General features: G+C 71.9%; 25 protein-coding genes and 1 tRNA gene. 16 read left to right on the top strand and 10 right to left on the bottom strand.

What is annotated here, in order from left to right; all coding sequences use genetic code 11:
• Window positions 1-27 precede the first annotated feature (27 nt).
• Entirely contained in the window at window positions 28-768 is a 741-nt protein-coding gene (locus ACZ6JY_RS06565) for a sensor domain-containing protein (protein WP_469192847.1), read from the top strand.
• Between the two features lie 163 nt (window positions 769-931).
• Here ACZ6JY_RS06565 and ACZ6JY_RS06560 read toward each other — a convergent pair whose 3' ends face one another.
• Window positions 932-1924 (bottom strand): DMT family transporter, encoded by a 993-nt coding sequence (locus ACZ6JY_RS06560; RefSeq protein ID WP_469192845.1) that lies wholly within the window; start codon window positions 1922-1924, stop codon window positions 932-934.
• Window positions 1925-2052: 128 nt separating this feature from the next.
• On the opposite strand from ACZ6JY_RS06560, the gene ACZ6JY_RS06555 reads away from it, so the two are divergent.
• Window positions 2053-3078, top strand: coding sequence for a LysR family transcriptional regulator (locus ACZ6JY_RS06555; protein WP_469192843.1), 1026 nt, complete (start codon window positions 2053-2055; stop codon window positions 3076-3078).
• Here the strand turns inward: ACZ6JY_RS06555 and ACZ6JY_RS06550 are convergent.
• A complete protein-coding gene (locus ACZ6JY_RS06550) occupies window positions 3054-3611 on the bottom strand; it encodes a GNAT family N-acetyltransferase (RefSeq protein ID WP_469192841.1) in 558 nt (185 codons plus the stop codon). The genes ACZ6JY_RS06555 and ACZ6JY_RS06550 overlap by 25 nt on opposite strands.
• A gap of 381 nt (window positions 3612-3992) precedes the next feature.
• Here ACZ6JY_RS06550 and ACZ6JY_RS06545 point away from each other — a divergent pair, with 381 nt between their 5' ends.
• Both ACZ6JY_RS06545 and ACZ6JY_RS06540 read left to right on the top strand, forming a co-directional pair.
• A complete protein-coding gene (locus ACZ6JY_RS06545) occupies window positions 3993-4289 on the top strand; it encodes a type II toxin-antitoxin system VapB family antitoxin (protein WP_003955420.1) in 297 nt (98 codons plus the stop codon).
• 440 nt (window positions 4290-4729) lie between these two features.
• Complete coding sequence (locus ACZ6JY_RS06540; protein WP_469192839.1) at window positions 4730-5380, top strand: LytR C-terminal domain-containing protein; 651 nt, start codon at window positions 4730-4732, stop codon at window positions 5378-5380.
• A gap of 25 nt (window positions 5381-5405) precedes the next feature.
• Here ACZ6JY_RS06540 and upp read toward each other — a convergent pair whose 3' ends face one another.
• Window positions 5406-6041 carry a uracil phosphoribosyltransferase gene (gene upp, locus ACZ6JY_RS06535; RefSeq protein ID WP_469192837.1) on the bottom strand — a complete coding sequence of 212 codons (636 nt, stop codon included), beginning with the start codon at window positions 6039-6041 and terminating at the stop codon, window positions 5406-5408.
• A gap of 99 nt (window positions 6042-6140) precedes the next feature.
• Between upp and ACZ6JY_RS06530 the strand changes: the two genes are divergently transcribed.
• From ACZ6JY_RS06530 to ACZ6JY_RS06490, 9 genes are all read left to right on the top strand, one after another.
• Complete coding sequence (locus ACZ6JY_RS06530) at window positions 6141-6311, top strand: hypothetical protein (protein ID WP_469192835.1); 171 nt, start codon at window positions 6141-6143, stop codon at window positions 6309-6311.
• A 203-nt stretch (window positions 6312-6514) separates the two neighbouring features.
• Entirely contained in the window at window positions 6515-7063 is a 549-nt protein-coding gene (locus ACZ6JY_RS06525; protein WP_469192833.1) for a tRNA adenosine deaminase-associated protein, read from the top strand.
• A gap of 72 nt (window positions 7064-7135) precedes the next feature.
• The gene (tadA, locus tag ACZ6JY_RS06520) at window positions 7136-7579 is read left to right on the top strand and encodes a tRNA adenosine(34) deaminase TadA (protein ID WP_469193031.1); all 444 of its coding nucleotides are present in this window, start codon (window positions 7136-7138) and stop codon (window positions 7577-7579) included.
• A 95-nt stretch (window positions 7580-7674) separates the two neighbouring features.
• A tRNA-Ser gene (locus ACZ6JY_RS06515) sits at window positions 7675-7759 on the top strand.
• Window positions 7760-7958: 199 nt separating this feature from the next.
• A complete protein-coding gene (locus ACZ6JY_RS06510; RefSeq protein ID WP_469192831.1) occupies window positions 7959-8138 on the top strand; it encodes a hypothetical protein in 180 nt (59 codons plus the stop codon).
• Between the two features lie 47 nt (window positions 8139-8185).
• Complete coding sequence (locus ACZ6JY_RS06505; protein ID WP_190082869.1) at window positions 8186-8479, top strand: Dabb family protein; 294 nt, start codon at window positions 8186-8188, stop codon at window positions 8477-8479.
• Between the two features lie 270 nt (window positions 8480-8749).
• A complete protein-coding gene (locus tag ACZ6JY_RS06500; protein ID WP_469192829.1) occupies window positions 8750-9622 on the top strand; it encodes an RNA polymerase sigma factor SigF in 873 nt (290 codons plus the stop codon).
• Window positions 9623-9866: 244 nt separating this feature from the next.
• Complete coding sequence (locus tag ACZ6JY_RS06495; protein ID WP_469192827.1) at window positions 9867-10730, top strand: RNA polymerase sigma factor SigF; 864 nt, start codon at window positions 9867-9869, stop codon at window positions 10728-10730.
• Window positions 10731-10802: 72 nt separating this feature from the next.
• Complete coding sequence (locus ACZ6JY_RS06490; RefSeq protein WP_469192825.1) at window positions 10803-11522, top strand: hypothetical protein; 720 nt, start codon at window positions 10803-10805, stop codon at window positions 11520-11522.
• Between the two features lie 718 nt (window positions 11523-12240).
• On the opposite strand, the gene ACZ6JY_RS06485 is transcribed toward ACZ6JY_RS06490, so the two are convergent.
• The gene (locus ACZ6JY_RS06485; protein ID WP_469192823.1) at window positions 12241-12441 is read right to left on the bottom strand and encodes a hypothetical protein; all 201 of its coding nucleotides are present in this window, start codon (window positions 12439-12441) and stop codon (window positions 12241-12243) included.
• Window positions 12442-12613: 172 nt separating this feature from the next.
• On the opposite strand from ACZ6JY_RS06485, the gene ACZ6JY_RS06480 reads away from it, so the two are divergent.
• The 3 genes from ACZ6JY_RS06480 to ACZ6JY_RS06470 all read left to right on the top strand — a co-directional run bounded on the left by ACZ6JY_RS06480 (window position 12614) and on the right by ACZ6JY_RS06470 (window position 16736).
• Complete coding sequence (locus ACZ6JY_RS06480) at window positions 12614-13123, top strand: MarR family winged helix-turn-helix transcriptional regulator (protein ID WP_469192821.1); 510 nt, start codon at window positions 12614-12616, stop codon at window positions 13121-13123.
• Between the two features lie 97 nt (window positions 13124-13220).
• Window positions 13221-15674, top strand: a complete 2454-nt coding sequence (locus ACZ6JY_RS06475) for an MFS transporter (protein WP_469193029.1) — start codon at window positions 13221-13223, stop codon at window positions 15672-15674.
• Between the two features lie 243 nt (window positions 15675-15917).
• Complete coding sequence (locus ACZ6JY_RS06470; protein ID WP_469192819.1) at window positions 15918-16736, top strand: YceI family protein; 819 nt, start codon at window positions 15918-15920, stop codon at window positions 16734-16736.
• A gap of 41 nt (window positions 16737-16777) precedes the next feature.
• On the opposite strand, the gene ACZ6JY_RS06465 is transcribed toward ACZ6JY_RS06470, so the two are convergent.
• The 6 genes from ACZ6JY_RS06465 to ACZ6JY_RS06440 all read right to left on the bottom strand — a co-directional run bounded on the left by ACZ6JY_RS06465 (window position 16778) and on the right by ACZ6JY_RS06440 (window position 25974).
• The gene (locus tag ACZ6JY_RS06465) at window positions 16778-17551 is read right to left on the bottom strand and encodes a TetR/AcrR family transcriptional regulator (RefSeq protein WP_469192817.1); all 774 of its coding nucleotides are present in this window, start codon (window positions 17549-17551) and stop codon (window positions 16778-16780) included.
• 42 nt (window positions 17552-17593) lie between these two features.
• A complete protein-coding gene (locus ACZ6JY_RS06460; RefSeq protein ID WP_469192815.1) occupies window positions 17594-19096 on the bottom strand; it encodes an MFS transporter in 1503 nt (500 codons plus the stop codon).
• A 740-nt stretch (window positions 19097-19836) separates the two neighbouring features.
• Complete coding sequence (locus ACZ6JY_RS06455; RefSeq protein WP_469192813.1) at window positions 19837-21945, bottom strand: ArnT family glycosyltransferase; 2109 nt, start codon at window positions 21943-21945, stop codon at window positions 19837-19839.
• Complete coding sequence (locus tag ACZ6JY_RS06450) at window positions 21942-23396, bottom strand: bifunctional glycosyltransferase family 2/GtrA family protein (RefSeq protein ID WP_469192811.1); 1455 nt, start codon at window positions 23394-23396, stop codon at window positions 21942-21944. Before ACZ6JY_RS06450 ends, ACZ6JY_RS06455 begins: the two co-directional genes overlap by 4 nt.
• Window positions 23397-23548: 152 nt before the next feature.
• Window positions 23549-25183, bottom strand: coding sequence for a sensor histidine kinase (locus tag ACZ6JY_RS06445; protein ID WP_469193027.1), 1635 nt, complete (start codon window positions 25181-25183; stop codon window positions 23549-23551).
• Between the two features lie 35 nt (window positions 25184-25218).
• On the bottom strand, window positions 25219-25974 hold the full coding sequence (locus tag ACZ6JY_RS06440) for a response regulator transcription factor (RefSeq protein ID WP_469192809.1): 756 nt from the start codon (window positions 25972-25974) through the stop codon (window positions 25219-25221).
• Window positions 25975-26298 lie beyond the last annotated feature (324 nt).

Raw genomic sequence — 26298 nt, 5'->3', positions numbered from 1 at the left:
CCCACCGCAACGATCCGAGGCCCCGCCATGAGCACCGAGACCCTGCCGAACACCACTCGCCCGTACGCCGATCGTCCACACACGGACGTTCCGCCACCGAGGGCCGTTCCCTTCGCCGCCGAGGGGTCCGTCGGGTTCTGGCGGGCGCCGTTCGCCGCCGGTACGTTCCGGGAGATCGGCCATGTGCTGGTCTCGCTGCCCATGGCGATCGCGGGGTTCAGCTTCGCCGTCGCCGGATTCGCGTTGGGGGCAGGGCTGCTGGTCACCGTGCTCGGGCTGCCCGTACTGGCCGTGGTCCTCGCGGGCGCGCGTGGGCTCGGGGCCGCCGAGCGTGGCCGGGCGCGCAGGGCGCTCGGCCTTGCCGTCGAAGGCCCGGCCCCGCTCGAAGTGCCCGGGGGCCGGGGCTGGTGGGCGTGGACGCGGGCGCGCCTCGCGGACACCTCGGGGTGGAAGGCGCTGCTGTTCCAGGCCGTCATGTTCCCCTGGCGCGTGTTCAGCTTCGTCCTGACGGTGACGGTTTTCGCGATCGGCTGGGCGCTCGCGCTCTTCCCGACGTACTCCTGGGTCTTCCACCGTTACGTCGGCTGGCCGGGCTACCGCATCTACGACTTCACGTCCGGCGGTGAGCGGCACCAGTACTACATCACCTCGCCCGCCCAGATCGCCGCCGTGGCGCTCATCGGCGCCGCCATAGTCTTCCTCACCCCGAAGCTGGTCCGCGCCCTGACAAACGTCGACCGCTCGGCAGTGCGGTCACTGCTGGGCTGAGGCCGACAGCGGTACGTTCGCGTCGACCCGGCGCGGTCCGGCCGACAGGCCCCATTGGCGGACCCGATCGGCGGGCTGGACACCGGACCGGTCAGCGGACCAACCGGCAGACCGGTCGGCGAGGCGGCCAACGGTCCGATCGGCGGTCCGATCGGCGGTCAGGTCAACAGCGGGCCCGATCGGCGGGCCCAGCGGCGAGGCAATCGGCGGCCCGGTCAGCAGGCCGGTCAGCGGCCCGTTCGGCAGGCGCGCCCTCCGCCCGGACCCGTCGGCGCCACCTCTCCGGGCCACGGGTCAGCGCCACGCCCGCGAGGACCACCGCCATGCCCGTGATGACCCGCGGTCCGACGGCTTCGTCCAGTACGAGTGCGCCGAGCGTGACGGAGACGACCGGCAGCAGGTAGCCGACGGTGGCAGCGGTGGTGGGCCCCTCGTCGGCGATCAGCCGGGAGTTGAGGTGGAAGGTGATGCCCGTGCCGAGCGTGCCCAGGACGACGACCGCGACGATGCCGGTCAGCGTCGGCGAGGAACTGCCCCCGGGAGCCGCGGGCAGCGCGAGCGTGGTGAGCCCCGTCGCGGTCAGCAGTTGGGCGGCGGAGAGCGCGAGCGGCGCGGAGTCGCGGGCGACGAGGTGGCGGGCCATGTACGCGAAGGCGACGGCGTAGCTGACCGCGGCGGCGAGCAGCGCGAGCGCCCCCCAACTGGCGAGCCCCGTCTGCTGCCACGGCGCGAAGATCAGCAAGGTCCCCGCGAAGCCGAGCAGCAGCCCGGCTAGGCGGACCGGCCCGAGGCGGCCTTCGGTGCGCAGCATCAGGCCGATGGCCACGGACCACAGGGGCGTCGTCGCGTTCAGTACGCCCGCCACGCCCGAGCCGACGGTCTGCTCGCCGAGGCCGAAGAGGAAGAACGGCAGGGCGTTGCAGAAGAGGGCGGCCACGACGAGATGGCCCCAGACCCGGCGGTCCCGCGGCATCCGCTGCCCCGCCGAGCGGGCGAGGACGAGCAGCACGGCGGCGCCCAGCGCACAGCGGACGATCGTGAGGTGCAGCGGGCCGATGCCGCCCTCCAGGGCGAGCTTGATCCAGAGGAAGCCGGAGCCCCAGAGCAGGGCGAGTACGGCCATACGTACGAGGGTGGCGCGGGGGCCGCTGAGCATTGCTCGCCTCCGTCGGGAGCGGCGGGTGGGGTCCTGGGAAACGGTCCTCCGCCACGACCTGTAAGACAAGCGAAAAGAAATGCATCCAGGGTTAAGCTCCGCTGCATTGTCGCTGCCATACTGATCGCATGCTCGACATGCGGCGCATGCAGATCCTGCGGGCGGTGGTCACCAGTGGCTCGGTCACCGCGGCGGCCCGCAACCTCGGCTACACCCCGTCGGCCGTCAGCCAGCAGATGGCGGCCCTGGAGAAGGAGGCGGGCATCGCCCTCCTGGAGCGGACGGGGCGCGGGGTGCGCCCGACGGAAGCGGGCCGGACCCTCACCGAGTACGCGACGGTCATCGGCCGCCACGCCGCCGAGGCGGAGACGGCCCTGGCCGAGCTGCGGGCTGGGCGTACGGGCCGCGTCTCGATGCGGTACTTCGCCACGGCGGGCGCGCCCCTGGTCGCCCCGGCGCTCGCCGCGCTGCGGCGCGCCCAGCCCGGCGTACAGGTGGAGCTGAAGCTGTACGACTCCGACGACCCGGTGCCCGAGGTGAAGGCGCGGAGGGCCGACCTGGCGCTGCTGGTCAGGGGCCGGGACGAGGCGGCGGTGGACGGCATCCGTTTCGTCCACCTCCTGGAGGACCGCTACCGCGCGGTGCTCCCGTCCGGCCACCGCCTCGCCGCGCGGCCGGTGATCGACCTCGCCGAGCTGGCCGCGGAGCCCTGGGTCGCGGGCGAGACGCCGGGCCCGTGCCTGGACCCGGTGCTCGACGCCTGCGCGGCGGCCGGCTTCACCCCCGACTTCGTGGTGGAGAGCGGCGACTACGCCACGGCTCAGGGCCTGGTCGCCGCCGGCCTCGGCGTCACCCTGATCCCGGAGCTCGGCCTCGCGGCCGGACACCGGCCCGACGTGGTCGTACGGGATGTCGGCGGCCCCCGGCCGGTCAGGTCGATCCACGCGGCGATCCGCGGCGGAGCGCCGGTGCCGCCTGCGCTACGAGTCCTCCTGGACGCCCTGCGGACGGCGGCCGCGCAAGCCCTGGGCGAGGCACCGCCGCCTCCGGAGGCCACCCCGCCGAAGGCACTGACTCCCGAGGCCAGCCTTCCGAAGGCGCCGGCTCGCGGCTCACGAGGGCGCGATGGTCAGTCCTCCGAAGGCGCCGCATAGCAGCGCAGGGTGACTCGCTGCCCCGGCTGCCACTCCTGTTCGACGACGTCGAGGAGCTGCCAGCCGAGGCGTTCGTAGAGCGCGGCGGCCGAGGCGTCGGAGGAGACCACGTCCAGTACGGGATGGAGCTCGCGGGCCCGGGCCTCCCTGGTCACGCGCCCCATCAGCAACGCCCCTATCCCGTGGCCGCGGGCGTCCGGCGCGACGAAGAGGCGGCTGACCACGGCCGTCGCCGCCACGTCCACGTCCGCACGCGCGCCCCACAGCCCGGGCGCCACGTCCCCCTCCGCGCTGGGGGACAGCGATACGTGCCCCACGACCCGCCCGTCGAGCTCGGCCACCCAGGCGCCGAACGAGGCGGTCCCGGCGAGCCACGCGCCGGGGTCGGCGGGCCAGTTGACGGGGTAACCGTCGGCCTTGTGCACCTGCGCGAGCGCACCGACGCACGCCTCCAGATCACGCTCACCGGCCCGTTCCCGCACGAGCAGGACAGGGTGACCATCAGCCGCACCGGCGGCATGCTCTCGTCTCATCGGAGCATGGAAGCACAGGGGGGACGGCCCGGAGGTACGCCCCCACGGCGGCGAACATTTCGCCCTCCAGGGCACCGCCCAGCGGCCGAGGGACGGGCGAATTGGCGCCGAACGACAAGTTCCGCGGCCTCGCGAGGCGAGGCGGGACACCCGCGCGCCGTCGGAACGCTTCGTTCCGCCCGGCGCCCTTGCCAGTGGCACAGACACGTTCGGGGGATTCCCGCTCGCCGGTGTGGACGGAATCGGTCGGCTCCAGCCCACTTCGGCGCCCGCTTCCGGTTTGAGACTTCCTGGTTTGACCCGGTTTCCGGTGGCATTTCCCGGAGTCGCACTCGGTCACCATGGCTGCGCCCGGAGAGCCTTGCCCGGTAGGCTTTCCGTGTGATCTTCAAGCGCATCGGAAACGGCCGGCCGTACCCCGACCACGGCCGGGAAAGCACCCGGCAGTGGGCGGACGTCGCGCCGCGCCCGGTCCGCCTCGATCAGCTCGTGACGACCAAGGGGCAGCTCGACCTCGAGACGCTGCTCGCCGAGGACTCCACGTTCTACGGCGACCTCTTCGCGCACGTGGTGAAGTGGCAGGGCGACCTCTACCTGGAGGACGGGCTGCACCGCGCGGTCCGCGCCGCGCTCCAGCAGCGCCAGGTCCTCCACGCCCGCGTACTCGAACTGGGCTGACGCGCCACCGCCCAAGACACCACCGGTCGGCCACCCCACCGTCAAGGCACCGCCGCCCAAGGCACCGCCGGTAGTTCGACCCACCGGTCAAAGCGCTGCCAGCCCAAGCACCGCCACCAGGCCGACCCGCCGGCCAAGGCACCGCCAGTCAAGGCACCGCCACCAGGCCGACCCACCGGCCAAGGCACCGCCGGTCAAAGCGCCGCCGGTCAAGGCACGCCCATCGGCCCGACCCGCCGGTCAAGACGCCCCCGGTCGGCCGCCCCACCGGCCAGACGCCACCGCCCCGCCCCTCGGCCGCCCCGCCGGCCACCGCCCCGCCGCTCAAGGCACCCCCAGTACACCCCCCACAGCCCCGCATTGACCCTTTCGGGTTGCCCTGGCCACGCGTGGATGATCATTTAGTAGGCATCGCCGCCACGCCGCACTACGCTGCGCCCATGAGCATGCTCACTCCCCCCGGCATGGGCGGCGAATACCGCATCACGGGGGACAAATACCCTCGAATGCGCCGCACCGGCGGGCACCGCAGGATCGTGCTCGCGGTCGTCGCGTCCGCCGCGACGCTGGCCCTGATCAGCTGGGGCACGCTGCAGCTCATCCACGTCTTCTCCGGCGGCGCCAAGGCCTCCGCCGCGGGCGGTGCCGCCGACTGCGACCGGGGGAAGGACTCGTCCGCCGCCCAGGCCAGGGAGGCGAAGGCGAAGGCACTCCTCAAGCCCGGCCAGATCAAGGTCAACGTCCTCAACGCCACGCCCCGCGGCGGCCTCGCCAAGAAGACCGCCGACGAACTGCGGAAGCGCGGCTTCACCATCGGCGAGGTCGGCAACGCGACGAAGGCCTACGACAAGAAGGTCAAGGGCACCGGACTGCTGCTCGGCGCCCCGGCGGCGACGGACACCGCGCTCCCCGTGCTCGGCACGCAGCTCGCGGGCGCCGAACGCAGGACGGACGCCCGCAAGGGCGGCGAGGTCGATCTGATCATCGGCACGGAGTTCAAGGACCTCGCCAAAAAAGAGGACGCCGACAAGGCCTTGGCGGCACTCGCCAAACCCGAGCCGACGTCCGATCCGTCAGGCAGGAACTGCTGACAGCAGGAACTGCGACCTCCGGCCGCTACTCCGCCGTCCCGTACATGCGGTCCCCGGCGTCGCCGAGGCCCGGCACGATGTAGCCCTGCTCGTTGAGCCGCTCGTCGACCGAGGCCGTCACGACCGTCACCGGCGTACCCGCCAGCTCACGCTCCATGACCTCGACGCCCTCGGGCGCGGCGAGCAGCACCACGGCGGTCACGTCGTCGGCGCCGCGCTTGATGAGCTCCCGGATCGCCGCGACCAGCGTGCCGCCCGTGGCGAGCATCGGGTCGAGCACGTACACCTGGCGCCCGGAGAGATCCTCCGGCATGCGCGTCGCGTACGTGGAGGCCTCCAGGGTCTCCTCGTTGCGGATCATGCCCAGGAAGCCGACCTCGGCGGTCGGCAGCAGCCGGACCATGCCGTCGAGCATGCCGAGACCGGCGCGCAGGATCGGCACCACCAGCGGGCGCGGATACGACAGCTTCACGCCCGTCGTCCCGATCACCGGGGTCTCGATGTCGACCTGCTCGGTGCGCACGTCCCGGGTGGCCTCGTACGCGAGCAGGGTGACCAGCTCGTCGGCGAGGCGCCGGAAGGTCGGGGAATCGGTGCGCTTGTCGCGCAGCGTGGTGAGTTTGTGCGCCACCAGCGGGTGGTCGACGACGTGGATCCGCATGACATCAACAGTAACCGGGGCCCGCCCCCGCCCGGCGCGGGCATCAATACGGCCGACCGGGGGAAGGTGGGGACGTACGACCTGAGGCGGGTGTGAGCCATGGCGGAACGCAAAGCGGACGACGAGACCGACGTCGAGCGCCGCAAGCGCCGTGCCCAGTTCCTCCGCGAGCGCGACGAGGCCATCGAGCTCCGCGCCCGCGTGAAGCCGCGCCGCGCCCGGGCGGCACGGATGCGTCAGCAGATGCGCATGCGCACATTCCGCTGGTGACCGGCCCGCCCCGCGCCGGGTGTGAGGGGGTCGGGGAAAAAACCCGACGCGGACACAGCGGGCGGAAGACCTCTCCTGACGGCGCTGTTTCTGCCACGATTCCGAATGGGCGGGGCTCGGCACCGCAACCCCCGCTCCCCGACCTCGCCGGGGGGACTCCTAACCGCCAACCGGCACCGCTTATGACCAGTGGGAGAGTCACGGTGTACTTCGCCGCACTGCTCGCGCGCACCGAAGACGGGTGGGAAGCGAGCGACACAGAGCTCGACGATGTGGAGACCTTGGCGGACCTGGCCGATCTGGCCCGAGAAGCCATCGCCGACCACGACGACGACACAGTGCTCGTCTTCATCGAACAGGAAGACGCGTGGTTCGGCGTCGTCCGCGTGGACGGCGAGGAGGACCCTCGTATCTACGTCTCGGACGCTGCCGCAGCCGCCCGTAGCTCGTACGGGGAGATCCTGCTCACCGACGAGATGCTCGGCCGCGATCCGGACGCGGCCGACGACCTGGAAGCCCTCGACCTGGACGGAACGGAGGACGGCGAGCCGGAGGACTCCGCCGCCGACGAGGAGGATGAATTGCCCGCCGACACCGGTGAAGCGGTGCCCGCGGGCCCGCTCGGCGACACGGAGATCCTCGCCGACCTCGGGGTGCCGGAGAAGGCGCTGCTCCTCCTGGAGGCGGGTGACGCCCTCAGCGACATCGCCGAGACCCTCGGGGCGGCGGAGGTGCTCGAAACGGTCCGCTAGGTTCCCCATGTGAACGATCCGACCGAACACCGCACCGCCGCCGACCCCGTACGGGACCGCTGGCGGGCCCCCATGCGGCTCGCGCTGGCCGAGGCCGGCCTTGCCGTCGGGGGCGGCGACGTCCCCGTGGGTGCCGTCGTGCTGTCCCCGGACGGCACGACGGTGCTCGCCACGGGCCACAACGAACGCGAGGCGACCGGCGACCCCACCGCGCACGCGGAGGTGCTCGCGATCCGGCGGGCCGCCGCCGAACTGGGCGAGTGGCGCCTCACCGGCTGCACGCTCGTCGTGACGCTGGAGCCCTGCACGATGTGCGCGGGCGCGATCGTGCAGTCCCGCGTCGACCGCGTCGTCTACGGAGCGCGGGACGACAAGGCGGGCGCGGCCGGCTCCCTCTGGGACGTCGTGCGCGACCGCAGGCTCAACCACCGCCCCGAAGTCGTCCACGGCGTACTCGCCGAGGAGGCCGCGGGACTTCTCACCGGTTTCTTCCGGGAGGGCCGCCGGGGACGGTGAACCGGGGGCGGAGAACCAGGGGCGGAGCGGCCCGTTCGAAATCTCGCCCCAAACCGATTTCTGACCACGGCCCATCTTGGGCTAGAGTTCCTCTCGGTAGCGTGTCCGAGCGGCCGAAGGAGCTCGCCTCGAAAGCGAGTGTGGGGAAACTCACCGAGGGTTCAAATCCCTCCGCTACCGCTCGTGGTGCGAAGGGCCCGTCCGAATGGACGGGCCCTTCGTCGTACGTGCGGGCGGGCCTCCCCGGCGGCCGTCGAAGGCCCGCAAAGGGCCTCGGCCCATGGGCCGTTGTTCCTCGAAGATCCGGTGAGTACGGTCCGGGTTAGACTCACGGCCGTCACAGGGGTCGCACGGAGCACGGGTAAGGGGAGACCAGATCGTGGCAGTGCAGTGGAAGAAGCTCAGCCTCTTCGTCGTGGTCGTCTTCGTGCTCTACGTGATCATCACCGACCCCGCCAAGGCCGCGGACTACGTGCAGATAGGCTTCGAAGGTGTTTCGAGCGCTGCTCAGAGCGTCGGCGACTTCATGACGTGGGTGGCCAACGGAGGCAAGGACTGAGCGGCTGTCCGGGCCGTCAGGCCTCAAGCCCTCTCCAAGGAGTGCCCGTGATCCGCCATCTGGTCCTCTTCAAGCTCAACGACGGCGTACGGCGCGACGAGCCGCGCGTGGTCGAGGGCGTCAAGGCCTTCCGCGCACTCGGCGACCAGATCCCGGAACTGACGTTCTGGGAATGCGACTGGAACATCACCGACCGCCCCATCGCCTACGACTTCGCGATCAACTCCGCGGTCGAGGACACCGACGCCCTGAAGCGGTACATCGAGCACCCGGCCCACCAGGCGGGCGTCGCGCTCTGGCGCGAGTTCGCCACCTGGGTGATCGCCGACTACGAGTTCTGAGCCGTCCGCCGCCCCACGGCTCCTCACGGCCCTCCACGGTTCCTCGGCAGCTCACCCGCGGCTCCTCGCGACTCCCCGAACGGCCCCGCACCGCACCGGTGTGGGGCCATTTCGTTACCCAACACGTTGTTATCGGGTGCTTGCACACAGTGCACATGTCTTGTGATGCTATGACCGCTTTTGAGGGATGAGTTGACCGAGGTCGATCGACGTACTGGCCAAGGCCGACTGATCTCGACCGGGCTTGACTGAGAAGGGGTGGCGTTGACCGTGCCGGCCAGTACTGCGCCTGAAGCTCCACCCGCGAGAACCGCACCGAACACTGCACCGAACACCGCTCCGAGCACCGCTCCGAGCACCGCTCCGAGCACCGGGAGCTCCCGCGGCGCGGACACCCGGGCCCTCACCCAGGTCCTCTTCGGCCGGCTCAAGGACCTCGAACCCGGCACCGCGGAGCACGGCCGCGTGCGCGGCGCGCTCATCGAGGCCAACCTGCCCCTCGTGCGGTACGCCGCCGCGCGCTTCCGCAGCCGCAACGAGCCGATGGAGGACGTCGTCCAGGTCGGGACCATCGGGCTGATCAACGCCATCGACCGGTTCGACCCCGAGCGCGGGGTGCAGTTCCCCACCTTCGCCATGCCCACCGTCGTCGGCGAGATCAAGCGGTACTTCCGCGACAACGTCCGCACGGTCCACGTCCCGCGCCGGCTGCACGAGCTGTGGGTACAGGTCACCGGGGCGACCGAGGACCTCACCACCGCCTTCGGGCGCTCCCCGACGACCGCGGAGATCGCCGAGCGGCTGCGCATCACCGAGGACGAGGTGCTCGCCTGCATCGAGGCCGGGCGCTCGTACCACGCGACGTCCCTTGAGGCGGCCCAGGAGGGCGACGGGCTTCCGGGACTGCTCGACCGGCTCGGCTACGAGGACCCCGCGCTCGACGGCGTCGAGCACCGCGACCTCGTACGCCATCTCCTCGTACAACTGCCCGAGCGCGAACAGCGCATCCTGCTTCTGCGCTACTACAGCAATCTGACGCAATCACAGATCAGTGCCGAATTGGGCGTTTCCCAGATGCATGTGTCCCGGCTCCTGGCCAGAAGCTTCGCGCGACTTCGGTCCGCAAATCGGATCGAGGCGTAACCGTATCGAGTGGAGTGTCGTCGGGGCTGTTCCCGACGGCGCTCTTCGCTGAAAAGCCCCAGACCCCCTCTTTCCTGCACGGATGTCACCCTTTTTTGTCGACAAGTAACTACAGCGCGTTGCCGACATGTGACATTCTGCTGGAACCGCGTTTGCCGTAGCCCCACCTCCGGTATTCAGGTGGAGGCTGCGTTCCTCCGACGGGAGCGCCCATCGCGACCGTCCGCGACCTCAAGGGGGTGGCATGTCCGCAGACCAGGGCAGCTCGAAGGTGCTCACGCTCACGCTCACCAAGAGCCCGAGCGAATCCGCGCCCGACGCGCTTCACGGCTCACCGGCTTCGGAAGCCATCGACACCCGGACTCTGTCCCGCTCCCTGTTCCTGCGGCTCGCCGCGCTCGACCAGGACAGCCCGGAGCGCGGCTATGTACGCGACACGCTCATCGAGCTCAACCTCCCTCTCGTGCGGTACGCGGCGGCACGCTTCCGCAGCCGCAACGAACCGATGGAGGACATCGTCCAGGTCGGAACGATCGGCCTGATCAAGGCGATCGACCGTTTCGACTGCGAACGCGGCGTGGAATTCCCGACGTTCGCGATGCCGACGGTCGTCGGTGAGATCAAGCGCTTCTTCCGGGACACCAGTTGGTCGGTGCGCGTCCCGCGCCGCCTCCAGGAGCTGCGGCTCGCGCTGACCAAGACCAGCGACGAGCTCGCCCAGCGGCTCGACCGCTCGCCGACCGTGCCCGAACTGGCGGCGGCGCTCGGAGTCTCCGAGGAGGACGTGGTCGACGGGCTCGCGGTGGGCAACGCCTACACCGCCTCCTCCCTCGACTCCGCCGCCCCCGAGGACGACGGCGGCGAGGGCTCCCTCGCGGACCGCCTGGGGTACGAGGACTCGGCATTGGAGGGCGTGGAGTACCGCGAGTCGCTCAAGCCGCTGCTCGCCAAGCTGCCGCCGCGCGAGCGCCGCATCATCATGCTGCGGTTCTTCGCCAACATGACGCAGTCGCAGATCGGCGAGGAGGTCGGCATCTCGCAGATGCACGTATCGCGGCTCCTCACGAGGACGCTGGCCCAGCTCCGGGACGGCCTCATCTCCGACTGACGAAGTACGCGGCGCGTGGCCGGTGTTGCTGACGGGGTTCCTAAGTGACGGCCCGTCAGCCACACTGCGGCGATGCGACGTGGTGTGCGTAACGTGCTCGGAGCGTCCGCTGCCGTGCTGTGCCTGGGCGGTCTGTTCGCCTCGTGCGGCGGCGGGAGCGGCGACGGCTACGTGGCCACCGGGGCGGCCGGAGCCTCCCCGGAGCGGGCCCCCGGCGAGGCGGCGACCCCGACCGGCGACGTACGCCTGATCCCCCTGGACGGCGACCGCACCAAGCAACGCTCCAGTCCCGCCGGGCCCGCCGAGCCCGCCGGATCCGCGAAGAACGGCCGAGGCGCCCCCACGGGCCCGCCATCCGGCCCCAAAGCCGCCGCCGACGGTGACTCGGAGGGGAAGTCACCCGGCGGCACAAACGCCCCGCCCCCGGCGGCCTCGCCCTCGCCGGGCGGCAGCACGGCCGGCCCCCCGGCGAAGCCGTCACCCGGCCCCGCCGAGCTCCGGGTCGGCGAACCGCTCCGCGAGCCCACGGCCAAGCGCTGGTGCGAGAAGGTGACGCTCACCTTCCACAACACCGGAGGCTCCCCGGTCCGCTCCGGCAAGATCACCTTCGGCACCCACATCATCGGCGCCCTGGGCGTCGACTGGGCCACAACCCACTCCACGAGACCCCTGCCGACCCCGATAGCTCCGGGCGAACAGTCAAAGAAAACATGGCTGATATGCACAGCTGAATGGCGAGTCCCCCTGGGCATGCACACAGAAACCCAGGACATCCACACGACTTGGACATGAGTCCCGCCTCCCCCCTCCCCTCCCCCCCCGGGGGGGGCTGGAAAGCTGGGGGGCGCGGGGCGCGGGGGCCTGGGCGCGCGGGGCGCGGGGCCTGTGGCGCGGGGCGCCGGGGACCTGAGGCGCAGAGAACTGGGGTTCGCAGGGCGCGGGGACCTGGAGCGCGCGGGGTGCGGAGATTGAGGCGCGGGATGCGGAGACCTGGGGCGCGGGGCGTGGGCGCCTGGAGCGCGCAGGGCGCCTGAGGCGCGGAATGCAGGGACCTGGGGCGCTGAGGGCCTGGGGTGCGGGGCGCGGGACGCGGGGGGCTTGGGTGCAGGGCACGGGGCTTGTGGCGCGGGGCGCGAAGAACTGAGGCGCGGAGCGCGAAGAACCGGCGGAGGCCAGGCCCCCTAAAGGGGCGCGGGGAACTGCGCACCCAGCCACGACCGGCCCGCAGCCAAAACTGACGGCCAAGCCCATCAGGGGCGCGGGGAACCGCGCGACCAGCCACAATCCGCCCGCACCCGAGAACAGAGGCCAAGCCCATCAGGGGCGCGAGGAACTGCGCGACCAGCCACAACCGGCCCGCACAGACAACAGACGGCCAAACCCCGCCCCGCGGCAAGAGGCCCAGCCAGAACCCCCGCCCCGCAGTCAAAGGCCCCCGGCCAGCCCCCGCCCCGCGGTCAAAGCCCCCCGGCCAAAGCCGCCGCTCAGCGGCAAAAGGCCCCCGGCCAGCTCACGCCAGGGCCAGCCAAGCCACCCCCGCCACGACGACGACCGCCAGGACCACGCCGAGGATGAGGCCGATCCGCGGCCCGGAAGAGGCCGCGACCTGCTGTCGGGTCCCCGGCGGAGCCTCGTCGACGAACGCCCGGAACATCTGCGTGCTGCCGGCGGGATCGGGGTTGCCCTGGTGACCCTGGGGGTTGTGTGCCATGAGGCAGGACCCTAGCGAATGCACGGCCCCCGGCCCAACCCCCACTGGCCAGGGGCTTTACATTCCGGCCCACAGACCTTTGCCGAGACTTTAAGGCGTTGGTCCGGTTTTAGTTTGCCTGCGGCAACCAACTGCTTCTATCGTTGCCCTAAGCAACAAAAAAGGAGGTGCCGTGGCCGCGCAGCGTCAGTACGAGGAGCTGGCCCGCCAGCTCAGCGCCATCGGTGCCGTGAAGCGTGGTCTCGGACGGGGCCTGCCCCACGACTGTCCGGGCGGTTCCGCCGCCGTACTCATCCTGCTGGACCGCCACGGCGCGATGCGGATGAGCAGGCTCGCGGAGCTGCTCGCCGTCGACACGTCGGTGACCAGCCGACACGTCGCCCACGTCGCGGACAAGGAGTGGATCCACCGCGATCCCGACCCCGCCGACAAGCGCTCCCGGATCCTGCGGCTCACGCCCGAGGGCAAGGCCAAGGTCGACGAGCTCACCGAGCTCTCCATCCGGACGCTCACCCACTACTTGAACGACTGGACCGACGACGAAGTCGTCCAGCTCAGCACGTTGCTCGCGCGACTGCGCGACAGCTTCGGGGACTGCCGTGCGGCTTCGGCCCGGCTTCCCCACGACGTGCAGACCCATGACGTGCGGATCACGTCAGAGACCACCCGTACACCCGCGTAAGAAAAGGAAGTCCATGGCAACAACCACACCAGCCGGTGTGCGGGGCAGCCATGCCAAGCACGGAGCAGCTCACGGTCACCCCGGCGAGAACGCTCCGATGACGCACCGGCAGATCATGGAAGCGCTGTCCGGGCTGCTGCTCGGCATGTTCGTCGCGATCCTGTCGTCGACGATCGTCTCCAACGCCCTGCCCGAAATCATCGGCGACCTCGGAGGCGGCCAGTCCGCCTACACCTGGGTCGTCACCGCCTCGCTGCTCGCGATGACGGCGACCACCCCCCTGTGGGGCAAGCTCTCGGACCTCTTCAGCAAGAAGGCCCTGGTCCAGATAGCCCTGATCATCTACGTCGGCGGTTCCATCGTCGCCGGTCTCTCGCAGAGCTCCGGCATGCTGATCGCCTGCCGTGTCGTGCAGGGCATCGGCGTCGGCGGTCTCTCCGCCCTGGCGCAGATCGTCATGGCCGCGATGATCTCCCCGCGTGAGCGCGGGCGTTACTCCGGCTACCTCGGCGCCACCTTCGCGGTCGCCACCGTCGGCGGCCCGCTGCTCGGCGGTGTCATCACCGACACCTCCTGGCTCGGCTGGCGCTGGTGCTTCTACGTCGGCGTGCCCTTCGCGATCATCGCGCTGATCGTTCTCCAGAAGACGCTGAAGCTCCCCGTCGTCAAGCGCGACGTGAAGGTCGACTGGACCGGTGCGTTCTTCATCAGCGCCGCCGTCTGCCTGCTGCTCGTCTGGGTCACCTTCGCGGGCGACAAGTACGACTGGATGTCCTGGCAGACCGGAGCCATGGTCGCGGGTTCGGTCATCCTCGGCCTGCTCTTCGTACTCATCGAGTCCAAGGCCGCCGAGCCGATCATCCCGCTGCGGCTCTTCCGCAACCGCACCATCACGCTCGCCTCGCTCGCCTCGCTCTTCGTGGGTGTCGCGATGTTCGCGGGCACGGTCTTCTTCAGCCAGTACTTCCAGCTGGCGCGGGGCGAGTCCCCGACGATGTCCGGTGTCATGACGATCCCGATGATCGGCGGCCTGTTCATCTCGTCGACCGTCTCGGGTCAGGTCATCACCAAGACGGGCAAGTGGAAGGCCTGGCTGGTCAGCGGTGGCTTCCTGGTGACGGCGGGCCTCGGCCTGCTCGGCACCATCCGGTACGACACCGAGTACTGGCACATCGCGATCTTCATGGCCCTGATGGGTCTCGGCATCGGCATGATGATGCAGAACCTGGTCCTCTGCACGCAGAACCAGGTCTCCCCCGAGGACCTCGGCTCCGCCAGCTCCACCGTCACCTTCTTCCGCTCCCTGGGCGGTGCGATGGGTGTCTCGGCGCTCGGCGCGATCATGGCCACGCGGATCAGCGACTACGTCAAGGACGGCGTCAACGACCTCGGCCCGAAGGCCGCGGCCCAGTTCGGCCACGGCGGTACCGGTGGCGGCGGCATCCCCGACCTGGACAAGATCCCCGAGCCGTTCCGCACGGTGATGGAGAGCGCGTACGGGCACGGCATCGCCGACGTCTTCCTGATCGCCGCGCCGCTGGCGCTGATCGCCTTCGTGATCACCATCTTCATCAAGGAGGTCCCGCTGCGTACGTCGGGCGCCCTCGCCCAGGCCGCCGGTGAGACGGCCGGCTCCGCCGACGCGGTGGCTCCGGCCACGGCGACCGCCGAGCAGCCCGTCCTCGCCTCCGTCGCCTCGCACACCGAGGCCGGCCCCGAGGGCACCCAGCGGCTCGCCGCCGTGGCGTCCGCCGCCCAGCCGGGCTCCGGTGAACTCCCGCCGATCACCGGCGGCATCCCGGTCCACGGCTACGTCCGTGGCGCCGAGAGCGCGCCCGTGCCGCAGGCCGCCGTCACGCTGATCTCCCTCGGGGGACGGCAGCTCGGCCGGTCGGTCGCGCAGGGCGACGGTTCGTACGCGGTCGACGCCCCCGGCGCCGGTTCGTACGTGCTCATCGCGTCCGCCGACGGGTTCCAGCCGCAGGCCTCGACGGTTGTCGTGGGCGAGGACGCCCTCGCGTACGACATCCTGCTCAGCGGCACCAGCGGGCTCAGTGGTCTGGTGCGGGACGCGGACAGCAAGCTGCCCGTCTCCGGCGCCATGGTCATCGTGACCGACGTGCGCGGTGACGTCCTGGCCACCGGGCTCTCCGGCGAGCAGGGCGAGTTCGCCTTCGCCGAGCTGGTGCCCGGCACCGTGACCATCGCGGTGAACGCCGCGGGTCACCGGCCGATGGCCCTGCCCGTCGAGATCGGCGGCGCCGGTGTCACCCGGGTCGAGGTCGAGCTCAACTCCGGCGCGCAGGTGCTCGGCACCGTGCGTGCGGGCGGCTCGGCGCTGAACGACGCCCGCGTCACCCTGGTGGACGCCGCGGGCAACGTCGTCGCCACCGCGACCACGGGGTCGGACGGGGCCTACGGCTTCACCGACCTGGACAGCGGCGAGTACACGGTCATCGCGACCGGCTACCCGCCGGTGGCCACCGGCCTGACGGTGACCGGCAGCGGCGTCGACGGCCACGACATCGAACTCGCCCACCCGGGCGAGTGACGGCCCCGGCCCGCGGCCGCGCCCCGAGCGGAGGCGTGGCCACGGGCCGGTTGCGGAACGGGCCCCCGGGCCGGTGGTGGCATTCACGGCAGGGGACGGCCGGCCACCACCGGCCCGGGGGCTCTCCGCGAGGAGCCCTCACCGATCCGCGGCGGTCGAACTCGCGAGACTTGATCTTTCTTGATCTTTCTTGATCTTTTTATGGCCTCCGCTGACGGAGGCCCGGCAAGGAGTGAAAACGGGATGGGACTCAACGCTCGGATCCGGACGCGTGACGGGTGGGCCGTGCCCCACGCCGTCGTCACGGTGACCGACATGACCGGGGCGCAGGTGCTGCGGGCCGCGACGGACGAAGAGGGACTCGTACGGGACGCGACGGCGCTGCCGCCCGGCCCCTACACGGTCATCGTCACCGCCGTCGGCTACGCGCCCGTCGCCTCGACCGCCCTCGTCACCGCCAGTGGGCGGGCCGACGTGGGCAACGTCGTCCTCGCCCGGCAGGGCGGCACCGAGCTGCCGCCGCCCGGACCGTGGACCGTCGACCCCGCGCACTCGACGGTCGCCGCCGTCGCGCAGCACCTCGGGATCACCAGCGTGCACGGGCGGTTCCTGGAGTTCGGCGGGCGGGTCGAGATCGCCGAGGACGTGGAGAAGTCGCGCGTCGAGGCGGTCATCCGCTCGGCCTCGATCGACACGGGCAACGCGATGCGGGACGGGCACCTGAAGTCGGCGGACTTCCTGGACGTCGAGCGGTACCCGGAGATCACCTACCGCTCGACCGGCCTGACGCCCGCGGGCCCTGACCGCTGGACGGTCCAGGGTGAGCTGGGCATGCACGGCGTCGTACGCCCCGTCGACCTGGAGCTCAGCTACCTCGGCACCGGCGCTGACCCGTGGGGCGGCACGCGCGCCGCGTTCCGTGCGACGGCGGAGCTGCGCCGCGAGGACTTCGCCATGAACTACAACCAGGTGGTCCAGGCGGGCATCTCGGCGATCGGCACGACGCTGCGGGTGGAGCTGGACATCCAGGCCGTCCAGGGCGAGGGCCTGCCCCAGGCCTGACGCGCCGGCGCACCTCTCCTCGGGGCCGGCCGGGCGACCGGCTATCCCCGGGAGAGCAACGCCTCGATCCCGGCGATCATGAGGTCCAGGGCGACCGTGAAGTCCCGGTGCCACATCTCCTGGACGGTGTCACCGCCCCGCGCCTCGATCAGCTCGCTCGCGCTCTCCAGGACCTCGTGCGCCGCCAGCTCATGGTGGACGGTGCCGATGGCCTCCCGGTAGTACTCGTCCTGGGACATCCCGGCCTCCGCGCACCGCGCGATGTAGTGGCCCTCGATGGTCCCGAAGCCGTACACGAACTGGAAGACCGCCGAGATCGCGCCGTTCTGCGCGTACGCGGGAAGCCCGCTGTTGCGTACGGTCCGCTGGATCGCGACGGCGAAGGCCAGCCAGTTCGGGCCGATGTTGAGGAAGCGGCCGACCAGCGGCGACACCCACGCGTGGCGGACCAGCAGCGCCCGGTACTCCTCCGCGAGGGCCCGCAGCTGGTCCCGCCAGGCGTCGGGTTCCTGCTGCGGGTCGGGGATCCGCATCTCGCCGCACACCGCGTCCAGGGCGAGTTCCAGCAGGTCGTCCTTGGTGTCCACGTACCAGTAGACGGACATCGCCGTGACGTTCAGCTCGGTCGCGAGTCTGCGCATGGAGAACTTCGCGAAGCCCTCGGCGTCCAGGAGCCGCACCGTGGCCCCGGTGATCCGCTCACGGTCGAGCCCGCTCGGCTGATCGCCCTTGCGGGTGCCGCCACGGGATGCCTTGCCCTGTAGCCAGACGCTGGTCCGCGCCGTGTTCCCCGTGCGGCCGGCCGCGTTGACCATGGCGCACCTTCCTGATCGGTTCTCTGAGCCCCCACCAGGATGCTATGCCGCCTTCGTCCCCACGGAGTCCGCCTTCTCCGCCCTGCGCAGCAACGCTGCCGCCAGGACGCCGCCGAGGAACACCGCGACCGCGCCCACCAGCTGGCTGGTCTCAAGGCCCGAGGAGAACGCGTCGGCGATCCGCTCCCGCTCCCCCTCGGACTCCGCCGCGGCCACGGCCGCCGGGAAGGACGCCGCGGAGACCGCCACGAGCGAGGCGAAGCGGGAGTTGAGGACCGCGCCGAGCACGGCGACGCCCAGACCGTTGCCGAACTCCGCGAGCGTGCCGTTGACGCCCGCGCCCACGCCCGCCTTCTCCACGGGGATCGCGCTCATGATGGCGTTGGCCATGGCGGGCATGGCGATCGCGATGCCCGCGCCCATGATCACGAGCCCCGCCAGCATGCCGTCGTAGGCGTCGCCGCCGAGGAGCGCGATCACCGCGAGCCCGGCCGCGAGGGCGCTCATGCCGGCCAGGATCGTCACGGGCGTGCCCAGCTTCGCGTGCAGCTTCGCGCCGACGCCCGACAGGTTGAGGGCCACGATGGTCACCGCGAGCGGCGCCGTCCGCAGCCCCGCCTCCAGGGGCTCGTACCCGAGGACGAACTGGAGGTGCTGGGTGAGCAGGAAGAGCGAGCCGCTGAGCCCGAAGGCGACCAGGATCGCGCCCGCCACCGCCCCGATGAAGCGCTGGTTGCGGAAGAAGTGCATGTCCAGCATCGGATACGGGATGCGCAGCTCCCAGAGCGCGAAGGCCCCGAGAACCAGTACGCCGAAGACCGCCGACACCAGGACCTGCGCCGACGTCCAGCCGTGCTCGGGCCCCGAGATGATCGCGTAGACCACCGAGGTCATGCCGACCGTGGAGAGCAGCGCGCCCAGGAGGTCGGGGCGGTCGCCCCGGACGTTCTTCGACTCCGGCACCAGCTTGGCGACGGCGGCCAGGCCGAGCAGTGCCACGGGGATGTTGACCAGGAAGATCGAGCCCCACCAGAAGTGGTTCAGCATGAAGCCGCCGAGCAGGGGTCCCGCCGCGAAGCCGAGGGAGCTGACGGTCGACCAGAGGCCGATCGCCTTCACCCGTTCGGAGTCGTCGAAGATCTGCACGACGACGGCGAGCGTCGTGGTCATCAGGAGCGCCCCGCCGACGCCCATGCCCGCGCGGGCGGCGATGAGCTGCGCCGACGACTGCGCGAACGCCGCGACCAGCGATCCCACGCCGAAGAGCGCGAGGCCCGCCATGAGCATCTTCTTGCGGCCGTAGCGGTCGGCGGAGCTGCCCGCGGTGAGCAGCAGGCCGGACTGCACGAGCGAGTACGCGTTGATCATCCACTGGATGTCGGACGTGGACGCGTCCAGCTCCCGGGTGAGGGAGGGGATGGCGACGCTCAGGACGGTGTTGTCGAGCAGCACGGTGAGCTGGGCGAGGCAGATGACGCCGAGGATCAGCCAGCGCTGCGGGTGCCGGGGCGGGGCGGCCGATGTCTCGGCGGTCGTCGCCGTCATGGGGCTCCTTCGGGGGACGGGGCAGCCGAGGGGGATGACGACTGCTCTACGGTGTACGGGACGTTTCCCGTACACCGTAGAGCTACTCCCATACGCCGTACAAGGCGTTTAACTTCCGGCCGCCCGCCGCCGGTCGCCCACCGTCCGCCGTCCGCCGCCGGTCGCCGGTCGCCGGTCGCCGGTCGCCCACCGTCCGCCGTCCGCCGCCGGTCGCCCGCCGGCTCTGGTCTGGCCGCTGCGGCCCGTCGGCTGCCTGGCCGCCGACTCCCTGTCCGTCGGCTGCCTGGCTGTTCGCTCCCCGCCCGTCGGCTCTGGTCTGGCCGCTGCTGCCTGTCCGTCGGCTCTGGTCTGGCCGCTGCTGCCTGTCGGCTGCCTGGCCGTCGGCTGTCGGTTGTCGGCTGCCTGGCCGTCGGCTGCCGGCCGTCGGCTCCCTGTCCGTCCGCTCCCCGCCCGTCGGCTCCCGTGCGTCCTCCGCCGTTCTTCCGCCCCCGTTCTTCCGCCCCGTCCGTCCTCTGCCGTCCGCCTTCCGCCCTCCGTCGTTCTTCCGCTCCCGTCCGTCCTCCCCCGTCCGTCCGCTCCCGTCCGTCCTCCCCCGTCCGTCCGCTCCCGTCCGTCCTCCCCCGTCCGTCCTCTGCCGTCCGTCCTCTGCCGTCCGTCCTCTGCCGTCCGTCCTCTGCCGTCCGTCCTCCGCCGTCCTTCCGCCCCGTCGCCCTCCGCCCCCGTCCGTCCCCCGCCGCGCGCTACTTCTTCGGCTGCGTCAGGTCGTAGAAGGTCGCGCTGCCCGCCGTCACCTTCTTGAACGTCGACTCCACCCAGGAGGTGATCGCCGAGGACGTGCCCTTGCCGCCGCCCATGCCGCCGCCGCCCGCGACGAAGTAGTGGACCTCGCCGTCCGCCACGTACTGCTTGAACTGCGCGAGCGTCGGGGACGGGTCGCTTCCGTTGAAGCCGCCGATGGCCATCACGGGCTCGCCGGTGGCGAGTTGGTAGCTCGCCGCGTTCTGGGAGCCGATGGCCGCCGCGGCCCAGGTGTACCGCCCCGCGTCCTTCTCCAGGAGCTTCTTCGCCTTGGCGGAGACCTGGGCGCCGTCGAGCAGACCGCCCATGCCGCCGCCCCCGCCGCCCTCGCGCGAGCCGCCACCGGGGAATCCGCCTGGCCGGCCCTGCTGCGCCTGCCCGTTGCCCCCGGGGCCACCGGGGCCGCCGGTCGGCGGCTGACCCGTACCGCCGCCGTTCGGACCGCCCTGGCCGCCGCCCTGGCCCGGCATGCGCATGCCGCCGTCGCCGCCGGGGCCGCCACCACCGGGGCCGCCGCCCGGTCCCATCCGCCCGGCCGACGCCGGGCCCGCCGTGACGATCGAGCCGGTGTGCGCGCTGTCCACCGTCGACAGGGTGTACGCCACCGGGCCCGCCAGGGACGCCGCGAGGCTCACGCCGACCGTGGTGAGGGCGAGGCGGCGGCCGAACCGCCCGGCGAGCAGCAGGCCCACCGCGCCCACGAGGCCGACGGACAGCACCGCCCAGCGCAGCCACGGCAGGTGGTCGGGGACCCGGCCGAGCAGGACGTACGCCCAGACCGCCGTGGCCGCGACCGTCACGCCGAGCGCCGCGCACGCCGGCCACGAGGCCCGCTCCTCCCACAGGACCGTGGCCCCCATGCCGATGAGCGCCGCGATGTAGGGCGCGAGCGCCACCGTGTAGTACTGATGGAAGATCCCCGCCATGAAACTGAAGACCGCCGCGGTCATCAGGAGCGAAGCACCCCACGCCACGAACGCCGCCCTCGCGGTGTCCGTGCGGCGCGCCTTGCGGGTGAGCACGAGACCGGCCGCCAGGAGGACCAGCGCGGCGGGCAGCAGCCACGAGATCTGGCTGCCGACCTCGGAGTTGAACATCCGCCCGAAGCCGGTCTCACCCCACTGACCACCACCGCCACCGCCACCGGGACCGCCGCCACCGCCGACGCTGCCGGTCTCCTCGCCGTTGATGATGCGGCCGAGCCCGTTGTAGCCGAAGGTCAGCTCCAGGAAGGAGTTGTTCTGCGAACCGCCGATGTACGGGCGCGAGGACGCGGGCCACAGCTGGACGACCGCGACCCACCAGCCGCCGGACACGACCATCGCGACCGCGGAGAGGGCGAGCTGCCCGAAGCGCCTGCGCGGCCGTACCGGCGCGCACACCGCGTACAGGACGGCCAGCGGCGGCAGGATCAGGAACGCCTGGAGCGTCTTCGTCAGGAAGGCGACGCCCACCGCGACGCCCGCCCACACCAGCCACTTGGTGCGTCCGTGCTCCAGGGCGCGCAGCACGCAGTACACCGTGACGGTCATCAGGAGGGCGAGCAGCGCGTCGGGGTTGTTGAAGCGGAACATCAGCGCGGCCACGGGCGTGAGCGCCAGGACCGCGCCCGCGATCAGACCGGCCGCCGGGCTGAACCGCCGCCGCACGGCCGCGTAGAGCACGCCGACCGTCGCGACCCCCATCAGCACCTGCGGGGCAAGGACCGCCCAGGAGTTGAGCCCGAAGAGCCGTACGGACAGCGCCATCGGCCAGAGCGAGGCCGGGGGCTTGTCGACGGTGATCGCGTTGCCCGCGTCGAGCGAGCCGAAGAACATGGCCTTCCAGCTCTGGCTGCCCGCCTGGACGGCCGCGGAGTAGAAGGAGTTGGCGTAGCCCGACGCGCTGAGGTTGAAGAGGTAGAGGGCCGCCGTGGCGAGGAGCAGGCCGAGCAGCGCGGGGCGCGCCCAGCGGGGGTCGTCGGGGCGCCCGCGCCAGAGGCGGGCGGGCAGTGACGCCCGGGGCCCGTGCGGCGCCGCGTGCGGCACGGCGGCGGGGGTCGTGGTGGTCATCGGGCGTTCCTCGTCTCGGCCGGGGTGTCGGCGGGGGTCTCGGCCGGGGTATCGGCCGGGGCCGTGGCCGGCGTCGTGGTGCCGTACGTGTCGTACGTGCAGTAGGTGTGGTCGGTGTCGTCGGTGTCGTCGGTGTCGTCGGTGTCGTACGTGGGCTCCGCCGGCCGCTGGTCCGGGAAGACCCAGGCCCGCAGCAGCAGGAACCGCAGGACCGTCGCCGCGAGGTTCGCCGCGATGAGGACCGCCAGTTCCGTGGAGTGCGCCGGGTCGCCGGAGGCCGCGCCGAGCGCCGCGAGCGAGCCGCTGGTCAGGGCCAGGCCGATCGCGAAGACGACGAGACCCTGCGCCTGGTGGCGGACCGCGCGGTCTCTGCCGCGTACGCCGAAGGTGAGCCTCCGGTTGGCCTCTGTGTTGGCCACGGCCGACACCAGCAGGGCGAGCGCGTTGGCCGCCTGGGACCCCGTGAACGTACGGAAGCCGCTGTACAGCAGGAGGTAGAAGAGGGTCGACAGGGCGCCGACCACGCAGAAGCCGACGAGCTGGCGGGCGAGGCCGCGCGGGACGCCGGCGAGTTCCCGGTCCCTGGGGTCGTCCCCGAAGGGGCGGGCGAGCCGGTCGAGCGGCAGCGCGCCGACCGCGAGCGCACGGCCCACCCGCCACACGCCCTTGAGGTCGTCCGTGGCCGTCTTGACCAGGTGCACCGTGGAGTCCGGGTCGTCGACCCAGTCGACCGGCACCTCGTGGATGCGCAGCCCGGCGCGCTCGGCGAGCACCAGCATCTCGGTGTCGAAGAACCACCCGGTGTCCTCGACCAGCGGCAGCAGCACCCGCGCCACGTCACCGCGGATCGCCTTGAACCCGCACTGGGCGTCGGAGAACCGGGCGTGCAGGGAGCCGCGCAGGATGAGGTTGTAGGCCCGCGAGATGAACTCCCGCTTCGGGCCGCGCACCACCCGTGAGCTGCGCGCGAGGCGCGAACCTATCGCCAGGTCCGAGTGGCCCGAGATGAGCGGGGCGACGAGCGGCAGCAGCGCGTTGAGGTCGGTGGAGAGGTCCACGTCCATGTACGCGAGGACCGGCGCGTCCGAGGCCGACCAGACGGCCCGCAGCGCCCGGCCGCGCCCCTTCTGGTCCAGCCGGACGTGGCGCACCTCCGCCACGGAGCCGGCGAGCCCGGCGGCGACCGCCGGGGTGCGGTCCGTGGAGGCGTTGTCGGCGACCGTGATGCGGAAGGGGTAGGGGAAGGTGCGGACGAGGTGGTCGCGGAGCCGCCGGACGCACGGTCCGAGGTCCTTCTCCTCGTTGTAGACGGGGATCACGACATCGAGGACGGGGACCTCGCGCCACGCGGCGGGGAGGTGCTCCCGGGCCGGCAGGGCGCCCTGCGCCCGAGCGGGAACGGCTCGCGTGGCCGCCGGGGCGGGCGCGTCCGGTGAAGGGTCGGTTCGCATGCCACCGACGGTCGCCAAGTGGTCTGTCAGGGGTGTGTGGTGAGGCTGTGGTCCGGCTGTGAGGTGGGCTGTGAAGTGAGCTGTAAGGCGGGTTGCGAGGCGAGCTACGAAGTGGGCTGTGAGGCGAGCTGCGAAGTGGGCTGCTAGGCGAGTTACGCAGTGGACTGCGAGGTGGGCTGTGAGGCGAGCTGCAAAGTGGGCTGTGGGGTGGCCCGAGGGGGCGGCCCTGGGGCTTCGGCGGGGAGCTCGACGGTGAAGGCCGTCCGCCCCGGCACGCTCTCCACGGTGACCGTGCCGCCGTGCGCGGTCACGATGGCGCGTACGAGGGCCAGGCCGAGGCCCGTGGAACCGGCCTGCCGGGAGCGGGAGGCGTCGCCGCGGGCGAACCGTTCGAAGACGGAGGGCAGCAGCTCGGCGGGGATGCCGGGGCCGTCGTCCCGCACTTCGAGGCGGACGCGGGGCCCGGCCGCGCGCACCCGGACGGTGACCTCCGTGCCCGGCGGGGTGTGCGTACGGGCGTTGGCGAGGAGGTTGGCCAGGGCCTGGTGCAGCCGGTCGGTGTCGGCGCGGACCAGGGCGGGCTCGTCGGGGCCCGGAAGTTCGAGCCGCCAGAGGTGGCCGGGTCCCGCGGCACGGGCGTCGCTGACGGCGTCGACGACGAGCGGGGTGAGGTCACCGCTCCGGTACGCCGACGCGCGCACGCCCCCGCCGCCCGCGAGCCCCGCGCCCTCCTGCTGCTCGGCGTCGAGCCGCGCGAGCAGAAGCAGGTCCTCGACGAGCCCGGTCATCCGCTCGGCCTCGGACTCGATCCGCCCGAGGGCGTGCCGCGTGTCGGGCCCGGCGGACTCCCGGCCGCGACGGGTCAGCTCGGCGTAGCCGCGGATGGAGGCGAGCGGCGTACGCAGCTCATGGCTGGCGTCCGCGACGAACTGGCGTACCCGTGTCTCGCTGCGCTGACGGGCGTCGAGCGCGGAGTGGACGTGGTCGAGCATGCGGTTGAGCGCGGCGCCGACCTGGCCGACCTCGGTGTGCGGATCGGCGTACGGGACGCGCTCGCGCAGGTCCACCTCGCCGCTGTGCAGGGGCAGTTCGGATACGCGGGTGGCGGTGGCGGCGATCCTGCGCAGCGGGCGGAGGGCCACCCCGACCATGGCGGCGCCCGCGAGCGAGGCGGCGGCGAGGCCCGCGGCGGTGACGCTGACCTCGACGACAATCAGCGTGCTGAGGGTGTTGGCCACCTTGGCGGTCGGAACGCCGACGACGAAGTCGCCGATGACGCCGGACGCGTACGTGACGCGGTACTCGCCGAGGCCCGGAATGTCGACGTTGTGCTCGTCGCCGTCCCTCGGTACGGAGGCGAGCGCGTCGACCTGGTCCGTGTCGAGGCGCGTCGCGTCGGGCAGTTCGCCGACGCTCTCCGCCTCGGTGCTGACCAGCGCGCGGCCGAGGGAACCGCCGTGTACCTCGGCGCCGATCGTGCCGATCTCCTGCGGGCCGCGCGAGACGAACTCCAGCGGGTCGCGTGACGTCGGGGGGCCGTCCGCGTGCTTGCCGGGGAGGTCGCCGCCGGGCTGCGCGGAGGGCCCGGCGGCGCGGTCGGCCACCTGGGCGAGAGCGCTGTCGAGCTGCTCGTACAGGTGCGACTTCAGGGCGATGGTCGTGACGGTCCCGATCACCGCGCAGACGACGGCGATCAGCGCGACGGCGGAGAGCACGAGCCGCGTGCGCAGGGTGCGGGTGCGGGTGCGCTGCCGGGGCCGTGTCCGTATCAGAGTGCGTGCCCGTATCAGAGTCCGTGCCCGTCTCGGAGTCCGTGCCCGTCTCACGAAGGCACGGGCACGGCGGACTTGATCAGATACCCGGCGCCACGCCGCGTGTGGATCATCGGCTCCCGGCCCGCGTCGATCTTCCTGCGCAGATACGAGATGTAGAGCTCGACGACGTTGGCCTGGCCCCCGAAGTCGTAGTTCCACACCCGGTCGAGGATCTGCGCCTTGCTGAGCACGCGCCGCGGGTTGCGCATGAGGTAGCGCAGCAGCTCGAACTCGGTGGCGGTGAGGTGGATGGAGTCCCCGCCCCGCGTCACCTCATGGCTGTCCTCGTCGAGGGTCAGGTCGCCCACGACCAGCGTCGACTCACTGCGCTTGTCGGCGGCCCCGGCCCGCCGGATGAGCCCGCGCAGCCGAGCCACCACCTCTTCCAGGCTGAAGGGCTTGGTGACGTAGTCGTCGCCGCCGGCCGTGAGCCCGGCGATGCGGTCCTCCACCGCGTCCTTCGCGGTCAGGAACAGCACGGGCACGTCCGGCATCTCGCGGCGCAGTCTGCCGAGGAGGGAGAGGCCGTCCATGTCGGGCAGCATCATGTCGAGCACCACGGCATCGGGCCGGAAGGCACGCGCGACCCGCACCGCACCCGCCCCGTCGCCCGCGCTGCGGATCTGCCAGCCCTCGTAGCGCAGGGCCATGGACAACAGCTCGGTGAGCGACACCTCGTCGTCCACCACGAGTACGCGGACGGGGCTCCCGTCCGGCCTGAGCAGTGCGGAGTGCGCGTGCGCCTGGGGCGAGATCGTGGTCATACCCCAAACTTTGGGCGGCGACCGTGAGAGCTCCCTTGCGTGAACCTATGAAATCCCTGAGAAAGCCAAGGCCGCCTCACGCGCGGTGGAAGCCACGCCCGCCTCCCTCGCCGTCGAAGCCACGGCTGCCTCCCTCACCGCCGAAGCCACGCCGACTCATCCCGCGTCGAGGCCACGGGGCCGACTCACTCGGCGTCGACACCCCGGCCGCCCGCTGCGCGTCGAAGCCACGCCCGCCTCCCTCGCCGTCGAGGCCACCGTCGCCCGCTGCGCGTTGCGCGTCGAAGCCGCCGCCCGCTCACTCCCACGCCGGAGCCCGGCCCT

The sequence above is a fragment of the Streptomyces sp. NPDC046335 genome (assembly GCF_055587985.1).
Note: the sequence above shows the minus strand (reverse complement) of the source record. Positions and strands in the feature narration are given on the sequence as shown.

Coding starts and splice junctions, on each gene's coding strand:
- ACZ6JY_RS06470 (WP_469192819.1), top strand. CDS start 15,918: ATGGGACTCAACGCTCGGATCCGGACGCGTGACGGGTGGGCCGTGCCC.
- ACZ6JY_RS06550 (WP_469192841.1), bottom strand. CDS start 3,611: ATGAGACGAGAGCATGCCGCCGGTGCGGCTGATGGTCACCCTGTCCTG.
- ACZ6JY_RS06475 (WP_469193029.1), top strand. CDS start 13,221: ATGACGCACCGGCAGATCATGGAAGCGCTGTCCGGGCTGCTGCTCGGC.
- ACZ6JY_RS06455 (WP_469192813.1), bottom strand. CDS start 21,945: ATGACCACCACGACCCCCGCCGCCGTGCCGCACGCGGCGCCGCACGGG.
- ACZ6JY_RS06460 (WP_469192815.1), bottom strand. CDS start 19,096: ATGACGGCGACGACCGCCGAGACATCGGCCGCCCCGCCCCGGCACCCG.
- ACZ6JY_RS06490 (WP_469192825.1), top strand. CDS start 10,803: ATGCGACGTGGTGTGCGTAACGTGCTCGGAGCGTCCGCTGCCGTGCTG.
- ACZ6JY_RS06485 (WP_469192823.1), bottom strand. CDS start 12,441: ATGGCACACAACCCCCAGGGTCACCAGGGCAACCCCGATCCCGCCGGC.
- ACZ6JY_RS06450 (WP_469192811.1), bottom strand. CDS start 23,396: ATGCGAACCGACCCTTCACCGGACGCGCCCGCCCCGGCGGCCACGCGA.
- ACZ6JY_RS06440 (WP_469192809.1), bottom strand. CDS start 25,974: ATGACCACGATCTCGCCCCAGGCGCACGCGCACTCCGCACTGCTCAGG.
- ACZ6JY_RS06530 (WP_469192835.1), top strand. CDS start 6,141: ATGGCGGAACGCAAAGCGGACGACGAGACCGACGTCGAGCGCCGCAAG.
- ACZ6JY_RS06560 (WP_469192845.1), bottom strand. CDS start 1,924: ATGCTCAGCGGCCCCCGCGCCACCCTCGTACGTATGGCCGTACTCGCC.
- ACZ6JY_RS06565 (WP_469192847.1), top strand. CDS start 28: ATGAGCACCGAGACCCTGCCGAACACCACTCGCCCGTACGCCGATCGT.
- ACZ6JY_RS06540 (WP_469192839.1), top strand. CDS start 4,730: ATGAGCATGCTCACTCCCCCCGGCATGGGCGGCGAATACCGCATCACG.
- upp (WP_469192837.1), bottom strand. CDS start 6,041: ATGCGGATCCACGTCGTCGACCACCCGCTGGTGGCGCACAAACTCACC.
- ACZ6JY_RS06555 (WP_469192843.1), top strand. CDS start 2,053: ATGCTCGACATGCGGCGCATGCAGATCCTGCGGGCGGTGGTCACCAGT.
- ACZ6JY_RS06465 (WP_469192817.1), bottom strand. CDS start 17,551: ATGGTCAACGCGGCCGGCCGCACGGGGAACACGGCGCGGACCAGCGTC.
- tadA (WP_469193031.1), top strand. CDS start 7,136: ATGCGGCTCGCGCTGGCCGAGGCCGGCCTTGCCGTCGGGGGCGGCGAC.
- ACZ6JY_RS06495 (WP_469192827.1), top strand. CDS start 9,867: ATGTCCGCAGACCAGGGCAGCTCGAAGGTGCTCACGCTCACGCTCACC.